The sequence below is a fragment of the Arthrobacter agilis genome, from assembly GCF_030816075.1.
GTDB lineage: Bacteria > Actinomycetota > Actinomycetes > Actinomycetales > Micrococcaceae > Arthrobacter_D > Arthrobacter_D agilis_E.
This window is the reverse complement of the sequence record NZ_JAUSXO010000001.1, coordinates 1,342,694-1,369,575: the sequence shown is the minus strand read 5'-3', so window position 1 is coordinate 1,369,575 and position 26,882 is coordinate 1,342,694. Positions and strand designations below refer to the sequence as shown.

At 63.1% G+C, this 26,882-nt stretch carries 22 protein-coding genes and 1 pseudogene; 8 read left to right on the top strand and 15 right to left on the bottom strand.

Annotated features, from left to right (window positions below):
* Positions 1-643: 643 nt before the first annotated feature.
* Positions 644-772, bottom strand: a complete 129-nt coding sequence (locus QFZ50_RS06130) for a hypothetical protein (protein WP_307082858.1) — start codon at positions 770-772, stop codon at positions 644-646.
* 587 nt (positions 773-1,359) lie between these two features.
* Between QFZ50_RS06130 and QFZ50_RS06125 the strand changes: the two genes are divergently transcribed.
* Complete coding sequence (locus QFZ50_RS06125; RefSeq protein ID WP_307082857.1) at positions 1,360-1,971, top strand: recombinase family protein; 612 nt, start codon at positions 1,360-1,362, stop codon at positions 1,969-1,971.
* 29 nt (positions 1,972-2,000) lie between these two features.
* Here QFZ50_RS06125 and QFZ50_RS06120 read toward each other — a convergent pair whose 3' ends face one another.
* Positions 2,001-2,132: a hypothetical protein gene (locus QFZ50_RS06120; protein ID WP_307082856.1), complete on the bottom strand. Its 132-nt coding sequence runs from the start codon at positions 2,130-2,132 to the stop codon at positions 2,001-2,003.
* Between the two features lie 257 nt (positions 2,133-2,389).
* Here QFZ50_RS06120 and QFZ50_RS06115 point away from each other — a divergent pair, with 257 nt between their 5' ends.
* Entirely contained in the window at positions 2,390-2,632 is a 243-nt protein-coding gene (locus QFZ50_RS06115) for a hypothetical protein (RefSeq protein WP_307082855.1), read from the top strand.
* A gap of 56 nt (positions 2,633-2,688) precedes the next feature.
* Here the strand turns inward: QFZ50_RS06115 and QFZ50_RS06110 are convergent, their stop codons facing one another.
* The 10 genes from QFZ50_RS06110 to QFZ50_RS06065 all read right to left on the bottom strand — a co-directional run bounded on the left by QFZ50_RS06110 (position 2,689) and on the right by QFZ50_RS06065 (position 14,360).
* Complete coding sequence (locus QFZ50_RS06110; protein ID WP_307082854.1) at positions 2,689-3,387, bottom strand: GAF and ANTAR domain-containing protein; 699 nt, start codon at positions 3,385-3,387, stop codon at positions 2,689-2,691.
* Positions 3,388-3,760: 373 nt separating this feature from the next.
* Positions 3,761-4,405 carry an ANTAR domain-containing protein gene (locus QFZ50_RS06105; RefSeq protein WP_307082853.1) on the bottom strand — a complete coding sequence of 215 codons (645 nt, stop codon included), beginning with the start codon at positions 4,403-4,405 and terminating at the stop codon, positions 3,761-3,763.
* 439 nt (positions 4,406-4,844) lie between these two features.
* Entirely contained in the window at positions 4,845-5,273 is a 429-nt protein-coding gene (locus QFZ50_RS06100) for a GNAT family N-acetyltransferase (protein ID WP_307082852.1), read from the bottom strand.
* Positions 5,274-5,615: 342 nt separating this feature from the next.
* Positions 5,616-6,539, bottom strand: a complete 924-nt coding sequence (locus tag QFZ50_RS06095) for a GAF domain-containing protein (protein ID WP_307082851.1) — start codon at positions 6,537-6,539, stop codon at positions 5,616-5,618.
* Positions 6,540-7,177: 638 nt separating this feature from the next.
* Positions 7,178-7,930 carry a GAF and ANTAR domain-containing protein gene (locus QFZ50_RS06090; RefSeq protein ID WP_307082850.1) on the bottom strand — a complete coding sequence of 251 codons (753 nt, stop codon included), beginning with the start codon at positions 7,928-7,930 and terminating at the stop codon, positions 7,178-7,180.
* A 93-nt stretch (positions 7,931-8,023) separates the two neighbouring features.
* A complete protein-coding gene (locus QFZ50_RS06085; RefSeq protein ID WP_307082849.1) occupies positions 8,024-8,365 on the bottom strand; it encodes a hypothetical protein in 342 nt (113 codons plus the stop codon).
* Positions 8,365-9,123: a GAF domain-containing protein gene (locus QFZ50_RS06080; protein WP_307082848.1), complete on the bottom strand. Its 759-nt coding sequence runs from the start codon at positions 9,121-9,123 to the stop codon at positions 8,365-8,367. The genes QFZ50_RS06085 and QFZ50_RS06080 overlap by 1 nt, the downstream gene beginning before the upstream one ends.
* A gap of 502 nt (positions 9,124-9,625) precedes the next feature.
* Positions 9,626-10,120: a DUF1801 domain-containing protein gene (locus tag QFZ50_RS06075; RefSeq protein WP_307082847.1), complete on the bottom strand. Its 495-nt coding sequence runs from the start codon at positions 10,118-10,120 to the stop codon at positions 9,626-9,628.
* 342 nt (positions 10,121-10,462) lie between these two features.
* Positions 10,463-12,436, bottom strand: a complete 1,974-nt coding sequence (locus tag QFZ50_RS06070; RefSeq protein ID WP_307082846.1) for an amino acid transporter — start codon at positions 12,434-12,436, stop codon at positions 10,463-10,465.
* A gap of 1,015 nt (positions 12,437-13,451) precedes the next feature.
* Positions 13,452-14,360, bottom strand: coding sequence for an alpha/beta fold hydrolase (locus QFZ50_RS06065; protein ID WP_307082845.1), 909 nt, complete (start codon positions 14,358-14,360; stop codon positions 13,452-13,454).
* Positions 14,361-14,492: 132 nt separating this feature from the next.
* On the opposite strand from QFZ50_RS06065, the pseudogene QFZ50_RS18265 reads away from it, so the two are divergent.
* Positions 14,493-14,827 (top strand): annotated as a pseudogene (locus tag QFZ50_RS18265) (transposase); the annotation flags it as partial.
* Positions 14,828-15,394: 567 nt separating this feature from the next.
* Here QFZ50_RS18265 and QFZ50_RS06050 read toward each other — a convergent pair.
* Together QFZ50_RS06050 and QFZ50_RS06045 are read right to left on the bottom strand one after the other, a co-directional pair.
* Positions 15,395-16,471 carry a 2,3-butanediol dehydrogenase gene (locus QFZ50_RS06050; protein WP_307082842.1) on the bottom strand — a complete coding sequence of 359 codons (1,077 nt, stop codon included), beginning with the start codon at positions 16,469-16,471 and terminating at the stop codon, positions 15,395-15,397.
* Positions 16,472-16,923: 452 nt separating this feature from the next.
* Positions 16,924-17,424, bottom strand: coding sequence for a universal stress protein (locus tag QFZ50_RS06045; protein ID WP_307082841.1), 501 nt, complete (start codon positions 17,422-17,424; stop codon positions 16,924-16,926).
* 195 nt (positions 17,425-17,619) lie between these two features.
* Here QFZ50_RS06045 and QFZ50_RS06040 point away from each other — a divergent pair, with 195 nt between their 5' ends.
* The gene (locus QFZ50_RS06040) at positions 17,620-17,865 is read left to right on the top strand and encodes a hypothetical protein (RefSeq protein ID WP_307082840.1); all 246 of its coding nucleotides are present in this window, start codon (positions 17,620-17,622) and stop codon (positions 17,863-17,865) included.
* Positions 17,866-19,513: 1,648 nt separating this feature from the next.
* Here the strand turns inward: QFZ50_RS06040 and QFZ50_RS06035 are convergent.
* Positions 19,514-20,104 (bottom strand): TetR/AcrR family transcriptional regulator, encoded by a 591-nt coding sequence (locus tag QFZ50_RS06035; RefSeq protein WP_307082839.1) that lies wholly within the window; start codon positions 20,102-20,104, stop codon positions 19,514-19,516.
* 210 nt (positions 20,105-20,314) lie between these two features.
* Here QFZ50_RS06035 and QFZ50_RS06030 point away from each other — a divergent pair, with 210 nt between their 5' ends.
* The 4 genes from QFZ50_RS06030 (at position 20,315) to QFZ50_RS06015 (ending at position 26,815) form a co-directional block, all read left to right on the top strand.
* A complete protein-coding gene (locus QFZ50_RS06030) occupies positions 20,315-22,399 on the top strand; it encodes a glycoside hydrolase family 3 protein (protein WP_307082838.1) in 2,085 nt (694 codons plus the stop codon).
* Positions 22,400-22,470: 71 nt separating this feature from the next.
* Positions 22,471-24,201 (top strand): aldehyde dehydrogenase family protein, encoded by a 1,731-nt coding sequence (locus tag QFZ50_RS06025; protein ID WP_307082837.1) that lies wholly within the window; start codon positions 22,471-22,473, stop codon positions 24,199-24,201.
* A gap of 11 nt (positions 24,202-24,212) precedes the next feature.
* Positions 24,213-25,838 (top strand): GMC family oxidoreductase, encoded by a 1,626-nt coding sequence (locus QFZ50_RS06020; protein ID WP_307082836.1) that lies wholly within the window; start codon positions 24,213-24,215, stop codon positions 25,836-25,838.
* A 68-nt stretch (positions 25,839-25,906) separates the two neighbouring features.
* Positions 25,907-26,815 (top strand): alpha/beta hydrolase, encoded by a 909-nt coding sequence (locus tag QFZ50_RS06015; RefSeq protein WP_307082835.1) that lies wholly within the window; start codon positions 25,907-25,909, stop codon positions 26,813-26,815.
* Positions 26,816-26,882 lie beyond the last annotated feature (67 nt).

The window sequence follows — 26,882 nt, the reverse complement described above, 5'->3', positions numbered from 1 at the left end:
TGACTTCGGGTCGATTCCTGGTCGGATGAGCTAGGACCTGTCATGACTGGATCTCGTCTCTGTGCCTAAGTGCTTGCGGATCCTGGCAATATCGCCTCGATCAGTGCCGCGTTCGACGGCGCGGCAGACTAATTCCCGACTCCTTTTGGTCGAGACAGCGGTCAGACCGGTGCTTGCCCATGTATGTCAGACCGCCCCGGCTGGGGAGTGCGCAAGCCGGTAGGCTCCTATATGGAGGGTAAGCTTTCGTTCCGTTTCCCGACGCCGTTCGCCATGCCGCTCGAGAAGTGGCCGACCATCGACGTTCTCACCCTGCTCACGGTCGGCTCTGGCGAGCAGCTCCGGCCCGGGTGGAAGCACCGGCGCGTTGCCGGATGCCTCATGGGGCTGTCTTGAACTCATAGTCGATCCCTTGATCAACGAGGCCGTTAACTGGTTCGTCCCTCCCTGATCATCCAGCACATCCCCCCAATCGCCTAGAGCCCTTCAACGTCGCCCTGGTCAGAGCGTGCAGCAGGAAGGCGAGTGGAACTGTCGAGGGTTTCCCTTTCAGGAGGGTGCTGCTGGGTCCGGCTCGGCTTCACGGCAGCCTTTCCTGGTGTCGCGAACCCCCTGCCCTCATAGGCAGGCTCCGGTTCGGGTTTCACAGGGCGGGTGGGAGCGGGAGGAAGTCGCGGTGATGTCTGGGCACGCCGGGATACGAAGTATTCATCCCCGCGAGGCTGATCACCCAGGACGCACCGGTGAGCAGGACCTGGGTCAGACCGGTCAAAGCGTTCCCCGGCCGCAGGGCGTGCCGCACCACTGTTGGTCGTGGGCACGGCCGGTCGGTGGTTTCACCTTGAGCGTCCCCTTCGGCGAGGGGGGGTATGCGGTCAATTTCATTGAAGCGGCTCACTTGGAGAGCGCAGACCGCTGTTTACTGAGTGCACCCCACGCCGCACCACGTCCCGCCTCGTGACAGTCATAGCTCGGGCTACTGGACGAGGTCGCCGAGGCGAAGCTCACCATCGACGCGCCATGACCAGACACCGCCGTGGGTGATGTCCACCTTCCGGAACACCATGGGATAGCTGCGCTAGGCATTCATGTCTGCCGGGGAGTCTTGGACCTGCCGCTACCCATGCCGTACTACGACGCCAGATGCTGGAAGTCGACAATTTCAAGGTCATACCCGTTCACTCGATGGGCGCCTCGTAACATGTGGGTTGCGAGACACGAGGGCGAGCCATGACTCCCAGCGCGCTACTACTGGTTTATGGATGTCTTGCTACCCTGTCTTATAAGAGGGGCTGACTGTTCTCGACCGAGTAGCCGGTTGCGAGGCAGTTCTAAGACAGTCGGCAAAAAGGGAGTGGCGTGAGCAAGCTGATCGGGTATGCGCGGGTATCGACCCGCGGCCAGGACGCGGATCGGCAAGTTGCTGACCTGCTTGAGGCCGGTGTCCAGCGTGATGATCTTTATGTGGATCACGGTGCCAGTGGCGGTCATGCGCGCCGCCCACAGTTTGATGCAGCACTCACGGCATTGCAGGAGGGCGACACTCTCATCGTCACGACCCTTGACCGGGTCGGCCGGTCGACGTCGAACATGCTCGCGCTGGCCGGCGACTTTCGGTTGCGTCGGGTCAATCTGCGGGTACTCGACCTTGGCGGCGGGAACGTGGATACCGGCACCCCGGGAGAATCCATGGTTCTCACCGTCCTCGCCGCCCTCGCTCAGATGGAACTCGAGATCAAACGCGAACGGGTCAACGACTCCACCATTAAGCGCCGGGACTCAGGTATGGACCTTGGCGGTCGGCGGCCAGTGTTCAGTGACAGCCAGATTGCGAACGCGCGCCAGCTCATCGAGCAGGGCCAGCCCGCGTCGCACGTCGCGCGAGACTTGGGAATGTCGCGGGCAACCCTCTACCGGAGAATTGCTCACCTTGAGGCGCAACAGTGGATTGCGGCGCACCCGTCCTTATGACCGTGGAAGCCACCGTGCCCAAGAAGCCATCAGAGAAGCCAGATGATCGACATAGCGAGGTGCGCAGTCACACCATTGAGGACCACGTGCGGTGGATCGAGGTCCGGGTAGAGGATGGAAGCGACGTAACCGACGCGGATCTGCTCGCCTTCCGCGGCCATCTGGCAGCTGTACCGGATTGGCGGGAAAAGCCGATTCTCATTCATATGGGAGCGTTGCGGGGCGTGAGCCTGGAGGGCAGGCAACGGATTATCCGGTATCAACACCCCACAGCTGTCGCCGTCCTAGGATCTGGCCCCATGGATCGGGTCATGGCACATTTCATCATTCGGTCCACGCGCGCCCAGTACTTCTCCACGCGCACCGACGCCCTGCGCTGGCTGGGCGTGGACCTTCCAGGCGAACCTTCTCTCCGACCGTGAACGAGGCCGTGACCGTCCTCGCCGGGTGTCTGTCCGTGGACGCCGATGTCCGCGTGAGCAGTGAAGCGGTGATGTGGATTCGGCACGCACTGGAGGATGTGATGGCCACCTGTACGGGCCTACACATCAGCTCATACCAGGATGCGCCGGCACGGAACCTCCGCAAGGATCCCTTGGTGCGCCGATTGCCGGTAGCACCAGATTGTGAATTCGTGTCGGTCGGTCAGTTGTCGATCTAGGTTTCGGTTGTACGTGCCGGGCTCAAATTCCGGGCCAGCTTGTCGACCTCAGCGGGTCAGGGTGTTGTGGGTGGGTTCGTGGCGAAGGCGGCGATGATGTTTCGGGCGAGGTCGCGGAGTTTGATGTGCCGTGTGCTGGCTGCCTGGCGGAGGATAGTGATGGCTTCGTCTTGGGAGCACTTGTTCTCGCCCATAATGATGCCGACCGCAGTGTCGATGGCGGACCTGTTCTCTATCGCCGCGCGCAGGTCAGTGCCGGTGTCGACGAGGGATTCGACGTGGGAGGCGATGTCGAGGAAATTTCCGGCTTCGGCTGCAAAGCGGTGTGCGAACCGCCGAGAGCGCGCGTCGAAGGCGTCCCGCTGGTCGGAGTAGAGGTTCAGTGCACTGTACGTGTCTGCCGGGAGGATGATCGGGACCGCCAGGACCGAACGGATTCCCTGGTTTTCCATGGCCTGCCGATATTTCGAGTCCGCCGGTAAGCCTTTCACGTCCGGGATGTAGACCTCCCGTTCCTGGCGGGCCGCGGTGAGGCAGGGGCCGTCGTCGAACTGGTACTGCACCTCGTCCATCTGCTGGGCCTGCTTGCTGCTGCTGGCTACAGTTTGGGCCCGTCGGGGGCGCAGGAGGGTGATCCCGCAGTACACCTCACGTTCTTGTTCGCTGAGGACCTCGACCGCGATTTTCGTGAGCCGATTGAGGAAATCGACAACTCCCTCGCTATCGGCGACGGCGCGATACAGCTGGTTGGCCATTCCTGGGGTGGGACTGGATGACTCGACGACTGACGGGTCCGAGGAATGGTTGTTTGACGGATTGCGCATCGTGCGTCCCCTGATGAAGGTTGGGGCTCGGCCGAACGATGCGGGCGTGAGCTGCTGCAGGCACCATCAAGGAGAACAAGTGGAAGCCGTCCGTGAACGAACGACCGTTATTCGAGCCTACGAGTCCCTTGGACGCGGTAGTGAACTATCGCCCGCGCTCGTTCAGATACTGACGGGTTGCCCCGCAGGATGATCCGTGCGTGAGACCAGCGCTTACTGTGGCCGTTCAAGCGAAACCCAGTGGAAGACCCTTGCCAGCTAGGGTGTCGTCGTTGCCTGATCGACTGCGAGGCTACCACGAGGCTCACCGCAGGGGCGGAGTGCTGGTGGTATTCACGATGTCTCGGGCAATGTCGTTGACTTTGCGGTTCGTGTTCTGGCTGCGGTTGCTGATCATTGCGAATGCATCGTCGGCGCTGATGTGGTGTGTGGCCATCAGAATGCCTTTGGCCTGCTCGATGATGGCGCGGTGCGCGGCGGAGTCGGCGACGGCCTGGTTCGCGAGGCGGTGCGTGTCGTTGTGGATCCGTTGGGTGAGGTCGGCGAGCACACCCCTGATGCCGACGGTCGTCCCACCGGCGTCGGTGATCAGGTCCGCGACGCTGAGGACCTGATGACGTCGCTGCTTCGCATCGATGAGGGTGTGGTACCCGGCGATTGGTCCGCCTTCATTGGTGAGGCGGTCCATCAGTGCACGACTGTTGTGCAGGTCGGCCGGGTCGATGTGCGCGAAGCCGAGCTCGAGGGATGGAACGACGTCTCCTCGTTCATAGCCGTGGATCTCGTACATCTCATCCGACCAGAGGAAGGTGCCGGAGTCGAAGTAGAACTCGTAGGTCCCGGTAGGACAGTCCGGAAGCTTGGGTCCCGGATCGGCCTGATCGGTGACGCCGTCGGGGGGAGGTAACGGTGCGGCAGACGACGCGGACGAGGGGAAGACGCGGGTCACGGGAGGAGCTTTCGACGCGGCGGAAGAACCGGCCCGTTTTTGGGCCAGTCCGATAGCGAGTGTCCACCGGCTCTGGTGCCCGGGCACGGTTACTTCTCCTTCACAGCCCGCCTGCTTGAGCTGTGAAGAAGAGTCCACGTTCGTGCACGAGGCTCGTCGGTGTGGCCGGCTGAGCCCCGCGAATCGAATCACAGGGCGTCTGTCAGGCGTACATCCAGTATGCGCAGCACACTTTCAACATCACCCGGCGCTGACCCTCAACGTTTCCCTATGTATCGGACCTGCACCTCACAAATCGGCTTCCGGGGCGTCCTCTCGACGCTGCGGGCCGCTCCTTTTGAGCCTCAGGGTGTGGCCGGCTGGTGACGACCAGCCACTGTGAGGTCTGCCGTGTCCGCGACCCTCCCGACTGACGGGTCAGCTGCAGGGCATGCGACTCCTAGTCAACCCGCTGCCCGATCAGGACCTGGTACTGGGGATGGTCGGCGAGGAAAGTGATTGCCATTGGACACCCGGGGATGAGGCCGAGGCGTCGTTTGTGGACGTTGAGGACGACATGGCGCATGAGGACCGCGTCAAGGCCATGACCGTGGAAGACGGCCTGCTCAACACCATCGATGAGGCTCACCGTCCCTGCGTCCATCGTGTACTTCACGTACGCGGCGAGGGTGCCATCGATGAATAGCTCAAACCGGCGGTACAGGGGGTTATCGCGGAATGTTTCCTTGGGCTGGTGCGCGGAACTGGTGCCGCGTTCCGCGGCCTGCTCCGCCCGGTACTCGAGTTCCTCGACGATCATCTCGTAACCTTCGATGGCCCCGGTGGGAGGGTAGGCGGTGTCCATCAGCTTGTAGGCCTGGTTCACCATGACGCGCAATTGTCTGGTCGACAGTGCCGCGAGGTCCTCGGACGAAAGATGTCCGTCAAGCAAACCGCTCTCACAGTTAGGACGAGCACCCCGTACCGCGGATGTCCGAGGGCTGGTGGTCGATTCGGTCAGCGACGCAACAGGATCTGGATCGGCGGATCCAGTCGTGAAAGTGGAGTCGGTCTGGGCTGGGTGCAAGAGTTCTGTCATAGCCGTTCCTATGTTCGCTCACAACCATGGCCTTTGGCTGGACCCGGTATCTTCACGACACTATCGGGGAAGGCACCCGAAAACAAAGCAGCCTTAGTACCTTCCTGCCGGGCCGGTCCTGGCTCCTCGTGCTCAGACCCATATTTCCATCTGCGCCTGTGCGGCCAGACGCCTGAGGGCGTCGAGATCTTCCTCAGTAAAGTGTCGGGGCTGATCGTCGATGATACAGAGGGCGCCGATACGCCAGCCGTCGGCGGTGCTGATGGGGTGACCGGCATAGAAGCGGATCCGTGGCTCGCCGGCGACGAGCGGGTGATTCCGCCATTCCGGGTCACCGGTGGCATCAGGAATGACCAGGGTGCGGTCCAGTTCGATCGTCCTCGCACATAGTGCCAGGCCACGTGGGAGGTCCTGACCGATGGGTCCAACGACGGATTTGATGACCTGCGAGTCCTCCGTGATAAGGGCGATGGAGGCCGAGCTGACGCCGAAGTGATCCCGGGCCTGCCGAGTGATCCGATCGAAGCGTTCCTCCGCACCGGTTTCGAGCAATCCTGACTCGTGCAATGCCTGAATGCGCTGGAACTCGGTTTCGTCGACGTCGAAGTTGTCCTCGTACCCACCCGTACTGTCAGCCCGATCCCACGGGTCCCGCGCATCCATGAGGCCCTGAAAGCCGGCGGTGGGAGCTTCGGTGGTGGGGGCGCTGGTGCTGTCATCTCCCGCCTGCGGGGCGCTGAAGTCGTATCCGTCGGGGGACAGAGTCAATGCGCGCAGGTAGTCGCTGTACCCGGAGAAAGTCCGAGCGTCCGGGTTGCTGTAGTGCGCGCCATCGACCATGGAACCGGTGCTGTCGAGCAGTTCATTGATGGCGTGGGCGAGCAGGTCCCGCTCCACGACGGGAAGCATCACCAGGCCGGTCAGATACCCCTGAACGTCGAGCTCATCGGCATTCCCCGCGAGATCGAAGTACGAGGTCACAACCTCCGCGAGACTCAGTTCGGCTGCGCGCACGGTCTGGATCGCGCTCCACTGCTGCACATACTCATCCAGCACGTCTGACTCCTCCGCCACCTTCCTAGTGTGCCCCTGTTCAACGCCTCAAGCGGTCACTGCTACCGAGCAATTCTAGGCTTCCACGCGTGCCGCGTCTTCGACGCCTTTGCCGCACCATCTGCTTGCACAACAGCAACAAGCAAGCTCCTGCGGCTGTTGCAGGCAGCCAGCCGGGACTGACCGGTGAGAGCCCAACGACGACAGTCCCTGGCCAGAATCGGCGCCACCTGGACCGACAGGATCTCCCTCGACGCGCGTCGTGGCATGAAGCCGGCACACGCGGGAGGCTACCAGCGTGAGGTGCCTTATAACTCTGGCCGGCGAGCACGACGACTACGGGAAAGGAGCGGTTTCGCTGCTGAGCAGTGCGTGGTCCGAGCAGGGGTGGCAGGGACACGCCCTCCCGCAGTCGACCTGTCATCCCGCCCCTTGGCTATCACCGCTAGTGGGCCATCAAGAAATCAGGTACTTAGCTGGTGGCGCGGTCGGGGTGCTGGTCCTAGGTGCCGGGGGGGGCTCACCGGCGCCGAAGCGAAGGAGGGCATGCAAGGCTTCAGCACACGCTGAATTACTGCCTCCCCGTAGGCTGCTGGTCTTGGACGGGCATACCACGGGAAGTCTTCACGCGACCGGGGAGCTCAGGGGTTGAAGTGGGTCGTGGGCGTCTGCTGTCCGAGCGAGGCGACAACAGCACCGGCGACATCATGGAGTTTCATGTTCCGTCCGCTCGAGGCAGCTTTGAGGATGGTCATCGCGTCATCGTGACTACACCGGTTCTGAGCCATGATGATGCCCGCGGCGACATCGATCGTGGTTCGGGAGCTCAGAGCCTGGGTGAGGTGGTGGTTGGTGGCCGTGAGGTGAGCGATATGGACGGCCATCCGCAGCAGTTGTGATGCTTCCCTGCCGAGCGTGTCCGCGGCTGTCATGACGTCAGGATCAAAGCTGTCAGGGGCGGTCGCGTACAGGTTCAGACCCGCAGCTGCATGGCCGTCCAGGGCGATGGGCACACCCAGAGCGGACCGGATTCCGTGGCTGAGCATGGCCGCGGAATATGCGCCGAAGCGATCGTCGGTCGTGAAGTCTTTCACGACGTAGATCTGGCCCTCGCGTGCCGCACGCAGGCACGGGCCGTCGTCGTAGGCGAGTTGCACTTCGTCGAGGTTCTTGGCCTGGTCGCTGCTGCTGGCGATGATGCTCTTGCTTTTGGGGCGTAGCAGCGTGACGCTGCAGAACACTTCCCGGGTTTCGTTGGAGAACGTGGCTGCTGCGAACACGGCGAGTCTGTTCAGGAATCGCTCGAGGTCCGCGCTGTCCAGGACGAGGTCCTGAAGCTGTGCCGGCTCGCTCATGGTGTGCTCAATACCGTCCTCAACGCGTTCTTCGGTCATTTGCGGTGTCCTTTCTCGGCGTGCTCGTCGTCCGCGTCCCAGCGGGCAGCCCACGATCGCAGCATCAGCAGTGATCCGTCCGCCGGAACATTCCTATTGGCCCTGTCCCCGGCCGTCCTCGTTCCGCTCGTTCCGCCCATCCGAAGGGTCCAGAATGTCCAGAACCTTTTGGGCAATCGAAACCTGCGGGTCGTTGCTGTAAGGGGCGGTGGGTGGGGCTGCTTCGGTGATGAGTTCGTTGACCGCGTGGGAGACAAGGTCCCTGTCCAGTGGGCTGAGGGTGATCAGCCCACTGAGGTAGGCGTCGACCTCGAACTCATCGGCGTTCCCGGAGAGGGAGAAGTAGCGGATCCAGACGCTCTGCACGTCGAGTCCACTGGCATGCATGGCCTGCAGGGTGCCCTCCCGTTGCTTCTCCGGCCTGTGCTTAGGCATTACGCACCAGCGGTGGGGGTGGTGCCGTCCTGACGCTCACTGATCATGGTGGCCATGGAGCCGATGGTGGTGTTCGCGCCAGTGGCGAGGTTGATCAGGTGGTTCATGGCCGCCTGCCGGTCCAGATTGAAGCGTTCCATCAGCATGCCGCGAGCCACTCCGATGGTGTCCCGTTCGGCCAGGGACGCCTTGACGTCATTGCTGATCCGCTGCGGGATGTCAGAGCCCTGGATGTGCCCAAGGAGGGCTGCGGCGGAGCGGGCGAGGTTGGTCAACAGCCGCCGGTCCTCGTCCGAAAATGCGTCGGTGGTGTTCGAGTAGATCTTCATCGCCCCCAGTCCTGCGGGCTTGTCCAGCAGTGGCACGCTGAGGCAGGACCGGACACCGAGCGGTATCACCGCGGACGTCCACTCTGTGAACCTCTGATCAGTGTGGGTGTCGGCAATATAGACGGGCTTACCTGCTGACCAGGCGCTCATGCACGGGCCCTGACCCAGTTCGTACTGCAGGTCATCGGCTTCGAGCACGCGTGAGTCGGTCGCGCCGACGCTCACACGGGTGCCGTCGGTGTCGATGAGGCTCACTCCGGCGCCTTGGGCGGGGCCGATGATGTCGCGGGCGATTCCGGCCAGACCGTCGACGGCCGCGTGGGCGGTCTGTTCGGTGAGGAGGTACCCGTTGGTCCGCCCGAATATTGCCAGCAGCTCAGGCGGAAACGGGGAAGCCGAGGAAGAGGAGGGTTGGGGGGTGGTATTCACGGTGGGCCTTCAACTGTCCTGCACCGGGGCATTACCCCGGGCCGGTAGGAGGCCGTGTGCTCGACCCCGGTAGATCCCGCTTGCGCAACATCTACGCTATGAACTCTACTGCTACTCCCACACCACCGGAAAAAGAATTCCCGTGCCGCTTGTAGCCCGCACCGCTTCTTGTGCCGCCTACCATGAGGACGCTGCAAGCAGGATCAGGATGTTGCTGGTGTGTGCCTCGGGCGAGAGGTGCGCTGAGCCCGCACGATGATGATGCACGCACTGGTGCCACAGAGGTTCATCGATTCGGACTATGCTCCGGTCTTGAGGCGTCTCGTAAACCTATAGGCTCTCAAGACATTTCATGAGGTGTTGCTCTCCGGACCCGCTCCCCAGATTCGTGGGCGGCTTGTGTCATGCAGACTTGTGTCGCCGCGTTTCACCTCTAGTGCTCGTTGTCGGGCTTTGTGAGTCAGGATGGTGGCAGACTTGCAGGGCCTCTCAGACCTAGGGTCTAAAGCTTTTTTCCCCCGACACCCGGCACGGACGAAACCTGTGACATCCAAGCCGCGACCTGCTGTTCATCGAGTTCCTCCTCGGACTCGAGCTCCACGCCCCGAGTTAGTTTGCCCATTCCCACCGGTGTAGCTGGTGGTACCGGTTCGAGCGCCGCGCCATTGATGAACATGAGCTTGACGTGGCTGGCGAAGCCGCCGCAGCTGAAGCACCACCCGTCGCCGACGCCGTAGTACGCCATACCCCACTTCACGGAGCGCTGAAGGTCGGGCAGCGTCTTGGCTGCCAGGGAATCAACTGCTTCGGCGATACCGCGTTGCGGCTGCGGCAGGCTGGCGATGTAGGCGAAAACGGGCTTGTCGCCGTCCGCCGCTTTCGCAGGGCTTACCCGACCGGTCATGGCTTTGGGCAAGGTCCAGCCGGTATTGCCCTGTGCCGGAGCAGATGTGGCCGGTTTTCGGACTTCACCCTTCCGTGTCTCCTTGTGGTCCATGGCGAGATACTAGTCCTGCCGAATCGCGATCGGGGCTATTGCGCGCACCCAATGTGCGGCGCAGAGCGGAAAATAGCTTTGCACGATTCGCCAGGTTGCTTGGGCTGACGTGCAGAAGCTCGTTCAAGAGCGGGACCTGCGTTGGCACGGCGCACCAGCTGACTCCCGCGGTCACCTCACCAGTCGTCGGCACCTCGCCGGAAAAGCTTCAAGCCCCGACCGTGGAGGGGCTTTTCCCGGGAAGCACTTGAATGTGTACCCGGTGCACCCGCTCCCGGATGGTGAAGGAGTGCACCCGTCGTTTCCGGTCCGGACGCGGAGATGTCGTGTGCCACTCGCGTGTTAGCCGACGTGGACGCGCGGTCGACGGGTGGGGTCTGGTTCGTTCTCGCGAATGATCTCGCGAACGACTGGGGCAGTGTCGCCCCTGCCAAGCAGGAGGTACCTCATCAGGTGTGTTAGCGGATTGCCCTCGGACCATTCGAAGTAGGCGTGAGGTCTCAGACCCGTCACATCGCGTAGGGCGAGGAGGACTGCGGCGATGGCGTTGGGGGCGGCAGGGCTTTCGGCGCGCAGGATTCGGTACCCTCCAATGTCCAGGCCGCGGACCTGAAGTACTTCGTTGAAGGCGGAGGGATTGACGATGTCGATCTCGAGGAAGAGGATATGCGCGGTCTTTGGGACCGGGTTCATGTCCCGTTGCTCCGCCTCTTTCTGCGCGTATTCATCGTGGTCACCAATCTGACGTCGGTGAGCGATGAGGTTCAGTGTTCCGTCGCTAGTGATGGAGTCGGTCAGGAACCGCCGCGCCGAGTCGTCGAATTCGATGCGGTCAGCGCGAAGTTCTGTGGTGCGACTGACTCGGGAGACGAGGGAGATGATGATGATCCCTGCGACGAAGAATGCCGAGATAGTGACTCCATCCGGCTTTTCCATCACGTTGTCGACCAGGGCGTAAAGCAGCACGAGGGTGAGAACGGTGAAGGCCGCGGCAGTCTTGGGAAGGTGTTGCCGCAGGGTGGAAATGGTGACGGCGACAGCACCGGAAAGCATCATCGCGAGGATTCCGGTCGCGTAGGCGCCTGCTTGGGCGTTGACGTCGGCTTTGAAGCCGATGGTGATGAGGATGCTGACGCCGGTGTACACGAGGACCACCGGACGGACGGCACGCGCCCACTCCGGTGCCATGCCGTACGCCGGAAGGTATCGGGGGACGATATTGATCAGCCCGGCCATGGCCGACGCTCCGGCGAACCCGAGAATCAGAACGCTACTGATGTCATAGGCCGTACCGAATCCGGCGCCAAGGCGTTCATGCGCGAGATAGGCCAATGCCCGGCCGTTGGCTCGCCCTCCTTCCGCAAAGGCTTCGGGCGGAATCAGCACGGTGGTGATGAAGCTGCTGGTCAGAAGGTACACGCTCATGATCAGAGCGGCCGCGGTGAGCAGTTTGCGGGTGTTCCGGATCCTCGATGCGAGACGATCCGCAGGTGTCCGTCCGCTGGAAGCGATCAGGGGCATCATGCTGACCCCGGTTTCGAAGCCGGACAATCCAAGAACAAGCAAGGGGAAAGCGATGATGACAGGGCCCCGGCCGTCTGTGAGCCGATCGGACGCGGTCAGGGCATTCAGCCATGATGTCAGGGCGCCGGGCTCGGTGAAGACGGCACGCATTCCGACGGCGATGACGACGGCATTCATGGCGAGGAAGACGCCGACAACGGGAATCGCAACGATAACGGCTTCAGTGAAGCCGAGCAGGAACACGCCACCGAGAATCAAGAGGAGGAGCACCGTGATCAGGACGGCCTGGTCGTCCAGGAAGGTGGGCGCCAACGGATTCTCCAACATGTGAACAGTCGCGTCCGCCGAGGAGAGGGTAATCGTAATAATCCAGGACGTTGCGACGAATCCGAGCAACACGAGGACGAAGATCTTGCCCCTCCAGAATGGCAGCAGGTTTTCCAGCATCGCCACGGATCCTTGCCCGTGCGGGCTCTCCTTCGCTACCCGCCGGTACATTGGCAGCATCCCCAGCAGGGTCAGGACCACGATGAGCAGTGTTGCAACGGGTGACAGGGCGCCGGCGGTCAGGGCCGCTATCCCGGGGAGGTAGGAGAGGGTGGAGAAGTAATCGACTCCCGTCAGGCACATTACCTTCCACCACGCATGCGGTGTGGTGTCGTTCCCCTCGGTTGCCGGACCTACGGGTTGGACGCGATCGGCCAGTAACCATCGAGAGACCGAGCGCTCGGAGCGTTTCGGCGGTACTCGGGAAACTTTCGCTGGCACCCGGTAGCCATCCGAAATACTCATCCGGTTCTCCCCGCACAGATCGCACAATGGACAGGGGTTCTGCATATACAGAGGTCCGCCGTTGACCCCGGAGCGTACCACCGCTCACCACGCAGGTGTTCGGCGATTCTGCAGTGGGCCCGCAACCGGGGAGGCAAGACCCTCTGCCCCGGTCAGGCACCCAGCCAGCAACTGATAGTGGCGTCGACTTGAGGAAGCCTCGTGCCGCCATGCTGTGTCGCTCCGCCCGCCTCAGAGTCCAAAGCCTCATCGTGACCGTTAGGGAAACGCATGACCGGAGCAATAGCGATCGTACTCATCACAAGCAGATTTCTACTCACACTCAGTGCACGTTGGACTTCACACGATTATGGAGCGGGAACGGCCATCAGCCAGCGCCTTTCAACCGGTCGACTCGGACCCGGATTCCTGAGCCAGTCACAGCCATTCCACATTCCGGAGGTTCGCCAGGGCATCCCCAAAGAACGTTGGCAGAATGCCATGACTACCATCCACGAACCCCCGGTTACACTCCGATGCAGCACTGACACTCAGTGCCGTCCTCGCCTCCGCCTTACAGCGTGACCGGGGCACATCCCAGGGTCCCTCAAATTACACCCTCCCGGCCGTATTCTCCGGTCATTCCCCGCGCCTCATGCTCGAAACACTGACTCACCGTCTTTCCTCATCCTGTAGAAGATACTCCTCCCAATCCCGCTGAGGAGTCCCTCAGCAGACCGCGCCATGACGGTTTAAGGCTTGAATTTTAAGTCCTCCACGAGATACGTCGTTATCTGCGCGAAGTCACGATCAAGGCCTTCCCGCTCATAGCGGACTGTCTTCTGATTCCAGTGATCTTCCTCGAGCTGCGGCAGGAATCCGTTTAGAGCGAGTCGGATAGAGGCCAGATGCATCCCGTGTCCTCGGCCGAGGCTGCTCTTGGGCCGGAACACGTCTCCGGCCTGCTGCACCACCGGTCCCAGTCAGCGCGGAACACCCTTGTTCGGCCCCTCACCCATCGCGGATATCCGTTGGACTATCCGCGACCGCTAGCCCGTGCCTCGGCCTGCTGCTCGCGTCCGAGCTCCACCAGGCGATCGTCGTCGGTCTTATTGCCCTTAGACTCGATGATGGCGCCCTCCACTTCGTCGACAAAGCTCTTCGCCGCGTCGACCGGACTAAGCGAAATTTCTTGCTTCGGCGCTTCCGGAACGACGGCGATGCTCGCATCGTCGAGACCCTCCGCGCCGACCTCATCGCGCCTTACACGCGCACCGCTCACATGCCGGACGCAGAGCCCGGCGACCTCGCGGGCATGCGCGTGCATCACCGAGTGGGCCGCGCCCTCGATCTCGGCGACGTCGACAGCGTGGGGAAATGCGCTGCTCAACTGCCTGACCCAAGGGCGGGGACACACCGCGTCGTACTCACCGCGGATGACAAGCGTCGACGCGCCCACGCTAACGGCCGTCCGCTCGATTGGGTAGGACATCATGCGCGGCAGGATCTTGAAGAACCAGCCGAACCCGCACGTTAGATAGGCGACCACAGCGAGAAGCATCACCCGGAAAGGCTCATGGAGGCTGGCTTGCAGGAAACGAACGGCCTGCACAGGCATAGTGCGGGCCGAGGCGTCAATGACAGGACTGATCAAAACGAGAGTGGTGAGCTCGGGCCGTGCCGCGGCGAGATCGATGCAGATCTGCGTGCCCATCGAATGGCCAACGATCACGGGATCCTCCAGCCCGAGGTCGTCGATGGCCTTGCCGACAAGCTCCGCGAACTGACTGATCGATAAGGCGTGGCGTGCGTGTGGCACCCCGCCGAATCCTGGCAGATCAAGGGCATGCACAGGCCCAAACTGCATCAGGTGCGGGGCGAGCTGCTCGAAGTAATGCGAGGACACCCCGATCCCCGAGACGAGGATGAACGGCCTGTCGCCCACCTCCCCCACTGAACTCACGCGTGCCCAGACACCATCGCTCAGAATCCTTCGCACGACGATGTCTGGGCGATGATTCGACTTTTCACTTCTCGTCACATCCCATTCTCTTACGGAACGCCTAGAAGTCTGATTCGGGAGCTGGACCCGCTCTACCCGGTGCTCTTCATCGATGGGATCGTGGTCAAAGTCCGTAACCGGCGAGTCCACAACACCCCGTACTACGTCGTCATGGCCGTCACGGCGGCAGGGGAACGGGACATTCTCACGATCTGGGCGGCGACGGAGGTGAGGTGGCTAAGTTCTGGTTGCAGGTCTTCTCCGAGCTGAAAAACCGGGGCGCCGAGGACGTGTTCATCGCCGAATGCGATGACTTGAAAAGGCTGCCCGAGTCGATCAACACGACCTAGGAAAAGACGGTGGTTCAGCAGTGCATCGTGCACACGATCCGCAACAGCTTCCGCTACGCCCGCCCACGACGCCGCGACTGTGGGCCCATGACCCGCGTTCAAGTGGGTCACTCGGCCCTCCTGCGAAGTAAGAATCGAAATGCGGATAGGCTCGATTGATGTGGCGAGATGAGGCACATCGGGCGCCAGTGCCAGCACACCGAGCTAGGACGCGCATCTGCAGCTCGACGCTTTGGTCGCCGAAGGCGTGCATAAGCGTGACGTCTCCGCCGACCTGGCCTCGGGAACGAGATTCGCACTCCGCCCGCCTAATCTAGGTCTAATCCGGACGCGCTGCTTCTGTCATCGCTCCGCGATGACCTGTTAGGTACCTGCCCGGGATTCTAAGGGTTCGGAACGCTCCATCGCATCTGCCGCTTCCATTTCGTCACCTCGTCGGTAGGCGCGTACCTCAATTCTCTGGGCGTTGAAGACGGGTCAACTTCGAGAAAATTGCGTCATTGCGGTTGGGCTCCGCCGCGACACCTGGGGCTCCCTCAATCTGCCGCTCGCCTCCTGCTTCCGCTGCCGATGGACCTGGAGCAGTTCAAGGGCCAGCGATATATACGAGGCGGGCCTCCGGTCTGGCTATAGATCCTTACCTGAAGGTGAGACGAGAATCTTCACAGCCGTCTCGTTCCGGTGGATTAGAGTGTCGAAGCCTTCCTCTACGAGCCCTTCCAGCCCGATTTTCCCGGTGATGAAAGGGGCCAGGTCAATCTTCCCTGACTCGACGAGTTCGATGGTCGCAGGATGAGAGTTCACGTAGGCGATGGTCCCGCGCAAGTCAATTTCCCTCATCACGAGTTTGTGCATGTCGAAGTCCGACCGCTTTCCCCAAATGGAAACCACAACCAGCACTCCCCGGGGGCGGATTGCATCCATCAGGGTGTCCAGGACTATCTGTACGCTCGTGCATTCGAAAGCGACATCCGCACCCTTCCCACCCGTGAGCCTGCGAACCTCAGCAGCAACATCGGTCGTACGAGGATCAAATGCATGGTCAGCGACCCCAGACTCAAGAGCTTTCTGGCGTCGCAGCGGGCTGAGCTCGGACATCACGACTGTCACGCCCAAGGCTCTGAGCACGGCGGCAGTCAGTAGACCGATGGGTCCCGCCCCGCCTACGAGGGCCACATCACCCGTTTTCACGCCGGATCGATCGACAGCGTGGTATCCCACTGACAACGGTTCGATGAGCGCTGCCTGATCCAGGGGCACCGACACTGCGATGGGGTGCACCCACCGCCGTTGCACAGCGATCTTCTCGCCTAAGCCGCCGCCGCGCCCACCCAATCCGATGAAGTTCATGTTCTTGGACAGGTGGTAGTCCGTGCTTTCAGGTCCGGTGTCGACATTGTCGTCAATGATGTAGGGCTCGACAACGACGTGCTGGCCTACTGCAATGTCATCAACGCCCGCCCCCACGTCGTAGACAACGCCGGAAAACTCGTGGCCCAGAGTGATCGGAAGGGTGGCGCCCGAAATTGGGTGAGGAGTGTCATGAGTGGGACAAAAAATCGGGCCTTCAAGGTACTCATGCAAATCAGTGCCGCATATCCCGCACCAAGCCACATCGATGCCCACCATGCCGGGCCCAACGTCTGGATCCGGAAGCTCGTCAATTCGAATGTCACCGCGTCCGTAATAGCGTGCAGCTCTCATGATTCTTCCTTACCTCGAGTGAATATAACATTTTGTGCTCATGCACGTACTAGAAATGATCTCGACGCTGTCGTAACTGCGCTCCAATCGTCATGCGAATGCTGGGCCGCCACGGCAATATGCGCGGGAACAGCCCGGATCAGGAGCACCACGAGCAGAAGGCCTAACAGCGGGCTAGACCACACTGAACCCGCAAACTCAGCTACGCCTTTTAGTAGCCAAGGCTTTCGCCCCTTGCATGACCTGGCGCAGTGGTTTGCAGGCGGTCAAGGTGTGGTGTTGAAGAGTTAGGCGAACACGTGGATTCTGCGCTGTTTTCTGACCTGGCACGTGCATCCTCACAAGACTTTTGCCGCGTTAGGTGCTGCTTCAAGGAAGACGACGCGCCGAGACCTGCGATGAGCGATTAGCCAAGGTTGGCGCAGGTGCCGTGGAGGCATGACCGACAGCGTTTATGCTGACACGCCGACCGCCGACAGGGCGTTTCTTTGATCCTCAGGAGGCTGCAGGGCACCACGTGCGACCAGGACGGGGCAGCCTGCCCGTTCCGCCACCGCGGAACTCACCGACCCCAGGAGTAGCCCGCTGAACCCACCATGGCCACGAGAGCCTACGACGACCATCGAGGCGTCCCTGCTCTCCTCGATCAGAACCTCGGCCGGCGAACCATGAATCACCCGCGGTTGTACGTCGCAAGGAGCATCGCCGGGGAAAGCATCTGTCATCGCCTGCTCGAGAGCTTTCCCTGCGAGTTCCTCATAATTCCATTCGATCGGCGTGTATATGCCGAACACCAGGGGATACTGCCAGACGGATACAGCGTGGACGACGTCACCCATTAGCGGGACCATGCGGGCAGCTAATTGCAGGGCCGTGACCGATGAGGGTGAACCGTCAACACCCACAACGATGACTCTTTGGCGTGGTGTGGAAGGTGTGGAAGGGGCTTCCATGATCGGTCCTTTGCTAGGAGAGCGATAGCTTTCGACCCGATACTCGCCCAATCAGGAATGGGCAGATAGGGGCTTTCGTCCCGTCCTTGACCCCTCCGGAGCAGGTGACGGAAGACTTTGGGATGAGTGAGTAGTGATCGTCTGTCCCCGCTCGTGTTCCGATGAACCATGAATGTTTCGAGGAAGACTGTGCACGTGGCTCTCGGGCTCCTACTGATCACCACGGGAGCGGTAGGTAGTTTCGTCGTGTTCCTGCAGCTTTGGCGCAGCTGCCCCGAAGTTGATGACAGCTCCGCAGGGTGCCCCGCCGCTTCAGATGGCCAAGCCCTGCTGGCGTTGGCACTCTTCTTCCTCCTCGTGGGAGTAGTTCTTCTGCTGAAGTCGCTGGACCCAGAACATCTGTCATCCAACGCGGCACGGCACTTCGGGAAGCTCAGCTGAGGTCGACGCCGCTGCGAGTCATCGAACACGACGGCGGCATTGGCGGAGATAAGGAGCCCAGCGTGCTCGGACCCCTCGTCGAAAACGTCCACGTCACCCCCGTCGACGTTCAGGTCGCCGAGGTCGCCGCGCTCGACGAACCGCTGCAAGGAGGGCATGCTCCAGGTGCCAAGGTCTAATGCTCGCTGGGAGAACTTCGGCCACCGGAAGCGCCCCGCGAAAGCTGCGAAAAGGACCCACAGAACCGTCGGTAAAGCGCCCAGCTATCCAATGACTAGTGACTAGTGACCGGTGTTGGGCTCTGCTTTGACCACACAGAGACCATGCCTTCTGGATGGCGCTAAGGAGCGTAGACTCGGAGCATGTCGGGACGTCGCGACTGGACAATCGAGTCCCCGAAGAATGAGCCCATCTCTTCGGCAACTCCTCAACGTCCCAGGATTCCATTGGGTCAACCCGATGCTGAAGCCGCTGAGAACTGGGACAACGAGGGCGGCCATGACCGAACTGCTCAGACGGAACGGCCATCGTCCAGCGCCTTTCATCCGGTCGACCCGGACCCGGATCCCTGAACCAGTCACAGGCGTTCCACGTTCCCGGGGGTCCGCCAGGGCATCGCCAAAGAACGTTGGCAGAATGCAATGACCACCATCCACGAACTCCGGTGCCCTCCGATGCAGCACTGACATTCAGCGGCGACCTAGCCTCCGCCTTGCCGTATGACCTGGGCACATATCAGGGTCACTCAAATGACATCGTTCCGGCCGCCTTCTCTCGTCAGCCCTCGCCTATGAAGCTATCGAACGCGGCCACCACTCCCCCACCAGCCGCCGCCTCGCCGAGGCTGGCTACCGTGGCGCTGGCGTCCGGGTCTCGGACCGCCGCCTCCTGATCAGTAACACTGACCGCTCGGAACTCAAGACAGGACTGGCCCACCTCGTTGGTCAGATCCTAAGTGAGGTTTCTGCTCAAGACGCCCATCGGTCGATCTCCTACTCAAGCCGGCCCCGGGCCTAAACCTATGGCCTATCTCCTTTCGCCGATTGTCTTCACGCTCGCGACGAGTGTCCCCCATGCCTTTCGCGTGCTGTGCTTCCTCGAGGCTTGCGGTGTTGTCCCTGCGATAGCTTCAGCGGCTTCGGCGGCTCCCTGCGAACTTCCGCCGTGATGCATCACAACGACCCAGGAGCCCCGTTACAGCCGACCGCCTTCGCCAACTTCTAGCGGTATCCCCTCGTCCGAACGTCACCGGCCGAAACTTCTGACAAGGAGATCACCTGTACGAGATGGATCGCGCTGTGGTCTGCCCGGGTCTCTGCAGCGTGGAATCCCAGTGTGCGCCACTCGGACGGCGTTGTGCGATGTTCAGACTCTCGAACGCTCCCGATAACCAGGCCGTTCAATGTGTCTGAAAACCTAAAGCTCTGTGAGACATCCGAACGACTCTGTCACGGCGTCTGTGGATCGCACCGAAAAGTGGCGTCATTTTCGCAGCACCATGTGGCGACCCCGTCCTTGGTATCTCCAGCGGGGCTCAGCAGCGCTCCTCTTCCCTGGCCGATGTTTTGATCTTGGTTCACGGCGGGTGAGGCTCGACGAAGGCGCTTTTCCGATGAGTCGTACCGTCGGGAGCCAGCTGGAGTGGTGCTTACACGTCACAGGCACGGGCGGCAAAGTCGTGCCATAGCTCGCGCACGGGGAGGCTCTCATCACGCAGCCAAGCGATCTGGAGTCCGTCGAGGAAGACATGAACTTCGAGGGCGAAGCTGTCCGGGTTGGGGTGCCATGATGCCGCGGCACGCCGGATGACGTCTCGGGCTCGTTCGAACCTGCGACGAAAGTAGTCGTGGGCCGGATGCCGCGGATCGAGGGCCTCGACGTTGAGGACGGCGTACAGGCGGATCAGCTCCCGATGAGCCCAGTTCGATTCGACGACGGCATCAAGGAACGCCCTCCCCCCTTCCTTGTCGAGTTCTGCGATGTGTGCCTCTGCTTCGTCGATCTGCGACCGGTCGCGCTCCTCGAGCAGCGCGACGAGAAGCGACTCTTTGGTCGGGAAGTGATGAAGGAGCCCGGTCTTGGTCATGCCGGCCGCCTGGGCGACGTCCTGGACGGAAACTGCCCAGTATCCTCGCTCGCTCAGCAGTCTTGCTGCTACGTCGAGGACCTCCGCGCGGCGGACTTCTGGGGCGAGTCGGCGACGCTTTGATCGCTCGGGGGCCGAGGGGATCGTATGCACTCTTGAAAATTACCCTATTCCCTACCGACCGTGTGGTCGTTATAGTTTCCCTAACGACCACATGGTCGGTACAGCTTTTGTGGCGGCGCTGACTCTTTCGCGTCGGACTGCGAGGAGGCAGCCATGCACGACGAACTCGGTACCCAGGGCAAGGCGTTCACGGACGCCGTCGAGAACGTCCGAGCCGAACGTATGACTGTGGAATCGGCCGTGTCCGGCCTGCTCGATGAGCTCTCCGATCGTGAGCTGCTGTTCCTGCTCGATGGCGATCGCCGCTTTTTGCCCGGATTCCTTGCGACCGCGGTCCGTTACAACGTCGTCCCCTATGAGGCCGGCCGTATCGACCGCCTCGGCATCCCCGGCATCCGCTTTACTGATGGTCCGCGGGGGGTTGTCATGGGTTCGGCTACGGCTTTTCCCGTGGCTATCGCGCGGGCGGCCTCGTGGGACACGGATCTCGAGCGTCGCGTGGGTGCTGTGATCGGTCAGGAGGCGCGCGCGCTCGGTGCCAACCTCTACGCGGGAATCTGCCTCAACATGGCGCCGTTCCCCGGGTGGGGCCGATCACAGGAGGCTTATGGCGAGGAGCCATACCTTCTGGGGGCGATGGGCGCTGCAATGGTCGAGGGGGTCCGCCCCTGGGTGCTGTCGACGATCAAGCACTTCGCCCTGAACTCCATGGAGGAAGGACGCTTCCGGGTCGACGTGCAGGTCGACGCCGCGACCTTGCATGGGATCTACCTGCCCCACTTCAAGGCAGCGATTGACGCGGGTGCCGACTCGGTGATGAGCGCCTACAACTCCGTCAACGGCGAATGGGCGGGTGAAAGCCCGAAGCTTCTCAACACCATCCTCCGGGACCAGTGGGGATTCGGCGGCTTCGTGATGACCGACTTCATCTGGGGTCTGCGTCACCCCGTCGAGTCCGTAGCCGCGGGCCAGGACCTCGAGATGCCGTTCCGTCAACAGCGAGCCGCCACCCTGTCCAAGGCCGCCAAAACAGGAAAGCTCGCCCGGGCTGACGTGCGACGAGCGGCCACCCGCTTGCTGTCGGCTCAGCTGCACCTTGCACTGCGCGCCGAACCGACACCGCCTGCGTCCGTGGTCGCATCCGCCCAGCACCGCGCCCTCGCGCGGGAAGTTGCGCACCGCAGCGCCGTGCTGCTGCGTAACGAGAAGGTCGACGGTGTCCCCACGCTCCCCATGGATGCAGGGAATAGCGCACGCGTCGCCGTCCTGGGTCCTCTGGCTGATTCCGGCAACCTCGGTGACGTCGGCTCATCCCAGGTGTTCCCACCGGACTCGGTGTCCGTCGCCGCCGGGCTCGTCGAGCGACTCGGCGACCGTGTTGTCCGCCCGGACGACGCGTCGTTGACTGCCGCGGTGAAGGCTACATCCTCCGCCGAGACCGCCGTGGTGGTTGTCGGACTGAGCTCGGTGGACGAGGGCGAGTCGCTCGTCGCCGTCGACGTCGAGTCGGTTCGACTCTTCGGCGGTCTGGCACGGTTCCGACCGATCGCACGGTTGCTCATCCCGTTGTTGCGTGGTGCCGCGGCGAAGAAGAAGGTCGGCGGGGACCGCCGCGACCTGCGCCTGCACGCGGAGGACATCGAGCTCATCGAGGCGGTGTCACGCGTCAACCCGCGCACCGTCGTCGTCCTGATCGGGGGCGGGACGATCGTCACCGCCCCGTGGGACTCGCAGGTCGCCGCGGTGCTGCTCGCTTGGTATCCGGGGATGGAGGGCGGCCGGGCCATCGCGGACGTGCTGCTCGGCGACGAGGAACCGGGAGGCCGGCTCCCGATCACGATCCCCCGCCGCCAGGCCGACCTGCCGGCAGCCGACTGGGACGCCAGCGTCGTGCACTACCCGCGGATCTGGGGCCAGCGCGCCCTGGATGCCACCTCGACTGACGCGGCCTACTCGTTCGGATTCGGCCTGGGCTACGCCACCTTCTCGACCGATTCGCTCCACGTCGACGCGATCGAGGGTGACACGTTCATGGCCCACGCCGCCGTAACGAACACCAGCACACGGTCCGGGCGACACGTGGTTCAGCTATATGCGGCGCCGTCCACCGACGGCGATCGCCCGCGTGCCCTGCTTGGTTTCGCGACCATCACGCTGGATCCCGGCGGGACCGCAACGGTGCAGGTGACCGGCAGTGTGCTGCCGCTGCAGCGGTGGAATGGCAGCCAGCTCGTGCTCCCGGCGGGGCCGTTCCCACTCGAAGCTGCCGCGTTCTGGGGCGATCCTGACGCGGCGACCGCGACCCTAAACGACGACCCCGAGTAAGCAGCGCTGCATCGGATCACGGCGGGGGTACCGCTGTGATCCACCATATTCATTGATCGAAGGAGATCATCATGGCTGGCATCGACACCACAGCTTCCCCGGCACCCGTGGCCGCGGGGGCGTTCGACAAGGACCTGGAAGCACTTGCCGCGGGCGCTGCCCGGTGGGCAGCAGCATCCCTGACCGAGCGCGCCGCACTGCTGCGACGCGTCCACGAGAGCGTGGGCCGCGCTTCCCGCCGGTGGGCCACGACCGCCGCAGGCATCAAACGGATCGATGCTGACTCCGCCCTTGTGGGCGAGGAGTGGATGTCGGGACCGTACGCCGTCCTCGGCGCGACCTCCCGGCTCACCCACAGCCTCGAAGCGCTGGCAGCCGGACGCAGTCCCGTCGACGGACTGCGATTCCACGGCGCGCCGGGCGGCAGGACCGCCGTCTCAGTGCTCCCTCTGGACCGTACCGAACGGCTGCTGCTGAACGGGTTCTCGATCGAGGTCTGGTTCCCGCCGGGAATCCCGTACGAGCAGGTCAGGGACGACGCCGGACTCGGCGCCCGGCTCCCCGGCACACAGGGCGGGGTGTCCCTGGTTCTTGGCGCGGGCAACATCACCGCCATCGCACCCCTGGACGCCCTCACAGAGATCGTCGCCAACAACCGCGCGGTCCTGCTCAAGTTGAACCCGGTGCTTGGCGCGATGATGACCAGCTACCTCGACGCCCTCGATCCGCTGATCCGTTTCGGGATGCTGCGCATCATTCAGGGCGGCGCTGAGACCGGCTCGCACCTCGTCCACGACCCCCGCATCGCCCACGTCCACATCACCGGTAGCGGCGTCACCCACGACGCGGTCGTGTTCGGCACGGACGAGGAGGGTGCACGCCGGAAGGCGGCGAATGAGCCCATCCTCGACAAGGAGATCACCAGCGAACTCGGCGGCGTCTCCCCGGTGATCGTCATCCCCGGGAAATGGTCCCGGCAGGACATCGAGTTCCAGGCTGAGCACGTCGCCACCCAGCGACTGCACAACGGCGGGTTCAACTGCATCGCGAGCCAGATGGTCATCATCAGCAGCGAATGGCCGCAAAAAGACCAGTTCCTCGCCGCACTTCGCCACGCAATGCACTCTGCCCCGTCACGCCCGGGCTGGTACCCCGGCAGCGCCGACCGCGTCACGGCCGCCGCCGAACGCTATCCCCGCTCGGAACGGCTCGGGAGCCTCGGAGACCGGCTACTCATTGAACTAAACCGCGATGACGACGCGACCTTTCGCACCACGGAGTCCTTCGCACCCGTCCTCGGAGTTCTCGAAATACCAGGGACCAGGCAGGAGTTCCTCGACGCCGCCGTGGCACTTGCCAACGACGAGCTCGACGGGACGCTGGGCGCCAACATCATCGTCCGACCCGCCGATCGACAGCAGCTCGGTACCGGATTCGGCGAGGCGATAGCAGCCCTGCGCTACGGGACGATCGCCATCAACGCCTGGACGGCGCTGGGCTTCCTCACCGCCGCCGCTCCCTGGGGCGCGTTCCCCGGGAACCCGCTCAACGACGTCGGATCCGGTCGCGGGGTGGTCCACAACGCCTTGCTCCTGAACAGTACCGAGCGGACCGTGGTCATCGGACCGTTCCGGCCCTTCCCGCGCTCAGTCCTCGCCGGAGAGATCGCACTCTCCCCCAAGCCGCCGTGGTTCATCGGCGCACGGAGCGCCGCCGTGACCGGGCGGCTCCTCGCCGATTTCGCGGCCAAGCCGACCCTTCGCCGCCTGCCCGGCGTCCTAATCTCAGCCTTCCGCGCATGAGGAGCACACCGATGACCCACGCAAGCGCGTCCGCCCAGGACTCCGCCCGGGATTCCGTCGATGTTGTCGATGTTGTTGTTGTCGGCGCAGGTTCTGCCGGTGCCGCCCTCGCTGCGCGGCTCACCGAGGACCCGACCCGGCGAGTGGTCCTGCTCGAGGCAGGCGGGCCGGACAAGGACATCTCCATCCGCGTTCCCGCTGCGTTCTCGAAGCTGTTCAAGACCAGCGCCGACTGGAACTACGAGACCGTGCCGCAGGCGAACCTGCACGGCAGGACGGTCTACTGGCCACGCGGCAAGGTGCTCGGCGGGTCCTCCTCGCTCAACGCCATGATGTGGGTGCGCGGCTTCGCGGCCGACTACGACACGTGGGGTGAGCTGCTCGGCCCGGAATGGTCCTGGCCGGCAATGCGCACACTCCTGGCCCGCATTGAGCGCCCCGCCGGCGCCCCGGAGGGGGCGGTGAGCGTCGAGGCGCAGCGCAGCCCGTCTGCCCTCACCGACGCCTTTCTCCGGGCGGTCGAACAGGCAGGTCTGTCCGTGGAGGCCGCCAACGCGGAACAGCCGGAGGGCTTCACCCAGACGATGGTGACCCAGCATCGAGGTTCCCGGTCCAGTACAGCGGCCGCCTACCTCGAGCCCGCACGACGGCGGCCGAACCTCGACATCAGAACCGGCGCCCACGCCACCCGGGTCCTGTTCGACGGGATCCGTGCGACCGGTGTCGAGTACCTGCAGGACGGGGAACTCCGGCAGGTGCATGCCAGGGCGGAGGTTGTGCTGTGCGGCGGCTCGGTCAACACTCCACAGTTGCTCGAACTCTCCGGCATCGGGCAAGCAGCGCGTCTGCGGGCTCTCGGCATCGACGTCTTGGTCGACCGCCCCGAGGTCGGCGAGAACCTGCAGGACCACCTGGTCTCGGCGCTCATCCCCGAGGTGCGCGGCGGGACGCTGCTCGATGCCACGAAGCCGGCGCAGCTCGTCAACTACCTGACACGGCGCCGAGGAATGCTCACCTCCAACGTCGCCGAAGCCTATGGATTCGTCCGCTCCCGACCCGAGTTGCCTCTCCCCGACATCGAGATGCTGTTCGCGCCCGTCGCGTACGTCGGTGAAGGGCTGCTGCCGGTCCCCGCGCACGGCATCACCCTTGGCCCCATCCTGCTCACACCCCAGAGCCGCGGGTCAGTGCACATCCGCTCCGCCGACCCGTTCGACAAGCCGGCGATCGACCCCCGCTATCTTTCCGATCCCGAAGGTGCTGACCGCGCAGCGATCATGGCAGGATTCCGCGTCGTGGAGCGTCTGCTGGCAACACCGGCACTCAAGCAGCATCTCACCGGACGGTTCCTCGCCCCCGAAGGCGGCGACACCATGACACCGGAGGAACGCAGCACCGAAGCCCTCCACCGCTACGGCCACACCCTCTACCACCCCACCGGCACCGCGCGCATGGGACGAGACGACGACGCCGTCGTCGATCCGAGCCTTCGCGTCCGTGGCGTCCACAACCTTCGAGTCGCCGACGCATCGGTCATGCCCCAGATCATCCGCGGTCACACGAACGCCCCGAGCATCGCCATCGGGGAACGCGCCGCGGACCTCATCCGCCAAGCACGCAGCTCCCTCCACGCTTGACGCCTCAAGCGACATTCTCTCAATCGTTCGCACACTATCGCGCAGTTCTGGCAAGTAATGGAGCTCCAATGAATTCCCGTCCCAGCTGGCAGCACCAGATCGTCGCTAAGGCTTTCATCCCCGCCATGGGGATGCGCCGCAGCAACGCACCCGAACGTCTGCAACACACCATCGACGTGGCCGCCAAGAAATCCGTCCCCATCCTGGGCAAGAAGGCCCTTCGGGGGTTGACTGCGACCTCCACGGAACGCAACGGCTGGAAGATCCTGACATACACGCCGACATCGGCGGCCTCCAAAGCCACGATGATCTGCATCCACGGTGGCGCCTATGTCTACGACGTCACGCTGCGGCATCTAGCGTTCTATGCCGATCTTGCGCGGGACAGTGACGTCACCGTCGTCATCCCGCTCTACCCTGTGGCGCCCCGTGGCACGGCCGGCACGGTCGTTCCGGAGATGGCAGACCTGATCAGTGAGGTCATCGCCGCATCCGGAGCAGATGCGGTCGTCGTGCAAGGGGAATCGGCCGGAGGGGGGCTTGCCCTCGCCGCCGTGCAGGAACTCGTCAAACGAGACGCATCGGTGCCCGCCCGGCTGATCCTCCTCTCGCCATGGCTCGATGTCACCGTCTCCGATCCCAGAAGCCAAACGATCAAGGACCCGATGCTCGACTACGCAGGAATCATCGAGTGCGGGCGCATGTGGGCTGGCGACCTCCCCACGAACCACCCGATGGCCAGCCCCCTCTACGGGTCCCTGAGCGGATTGCCGCCCATCACCGTTTTCTCCGGAACTCTCGATCTGATCTACCCCGACAGCGTCCGACTGGCCGAAAAAGCCGCCAACGAGCACACCAGAGTCGACCTCGACCTCAGAGACGGACTTATTCATGTGTGGGCGATGCTCGACTTCCTCCCAGAAGGAGCGGAAGCCGCAAAACTCATCAATCGACAGCTCAAATCCCTTCCCCGGTAGTCGACGGCTCCCACACCCTTGGCTGATCCCCCTGAACCAGGACAACCCATGTCACCGCTGAACCCCA

Excerpts from the sequence above, each read along its gene's own strand:
- QFZ50_RS06120 (WP_307082856.1), bottom strand. The coding sequence starts at position 2,132 with ATGGCCGCGGAAGGCGAGCAGATCCGCGTCGGTTACGTCGCTTCCATC.
- QFZ50_RS06110 (WP_307082854.1), bottom strand. The coding sequence starts at position 3,387 with ATGGCCAACCAGCTGTATCGCGCCGTCGCCGATAGCGAGGGAGTTGTC.
- QFZ50_RS06100 (WP_307082852.1), bottom strand. The coding sequence starts at position 5,273 with ATGGTGAACCAGGCCTACAAGCTGATGGACACCGCCTACCCTCCCACC.
- QFZ50_RS06090 (WP_307082850.1), bottom strand. The coding sequence starts at position 7,930 with ATGACCGAAGAACGCGTTGAGGACGGTATTGAGCACACCATGAGCGAG.
- QFZ50_RS06085 (WP_307082849.1), bottom strand. The coding sequence starts at position 8,365 with ATGCCTAAGCACAGGCCGGAGAAGCAACGGGAGGGCACCCTGCAGGCC.
- QFZ50_RS06075 (WP_307082847.1), bottom strand. The coding sequence starts at position 10,120 with ATGGACCACAAGGAGACACGGAAGGGTGAAGTCCGAAAACCGGCCACA.
- QFZ50_RS06070 (WP_307082846.1), bottom strand. The coding sequence starts at position 12,436 with ATGAGTATTTCGGATGGCTACCGGGTGCCAGCGAAAGTTTCCCGAGTA.
- QFZ50_RS06050 (WP_307082842.1), bottom strand. The coding sequence starts at position 16,471 with ATGAGAGCTGCACGCTATTACGGACGCGGTGACATTCGAATTGACGAG.
- QFZ50_RS06045 (WP_307082841.1), bottom strand. The coding sequence starts at position 17,424 with ATGGAAGCCCCTTCCACACCTTCCACACCACGCCAAAGAGTCATCGTT.
- QFZ50_RS06025 (WP_307082837.1), top strand. The coding sequence starts at position 22,471 with ATGGCTGGCATCGACACCACAGCTTCCCCGGCACCCGTGGCCGCGGGG.
- QFZ50_RS06020 (WP_307082836.1), top strand. The coding sequence starts at position 24,213 with ATGACCCACGCAAGCGCGTCCGCCCAGGACTCCGCCCGGGATTCCGTC.
- QFZ50_RS06015 (WP_307082835.1), top strand. The coding sequence starts at position 25,907 with ATGAATTCCCGTCCCAGCTGGCAGCACCAGATCGTCGCTAAGGCTTTC.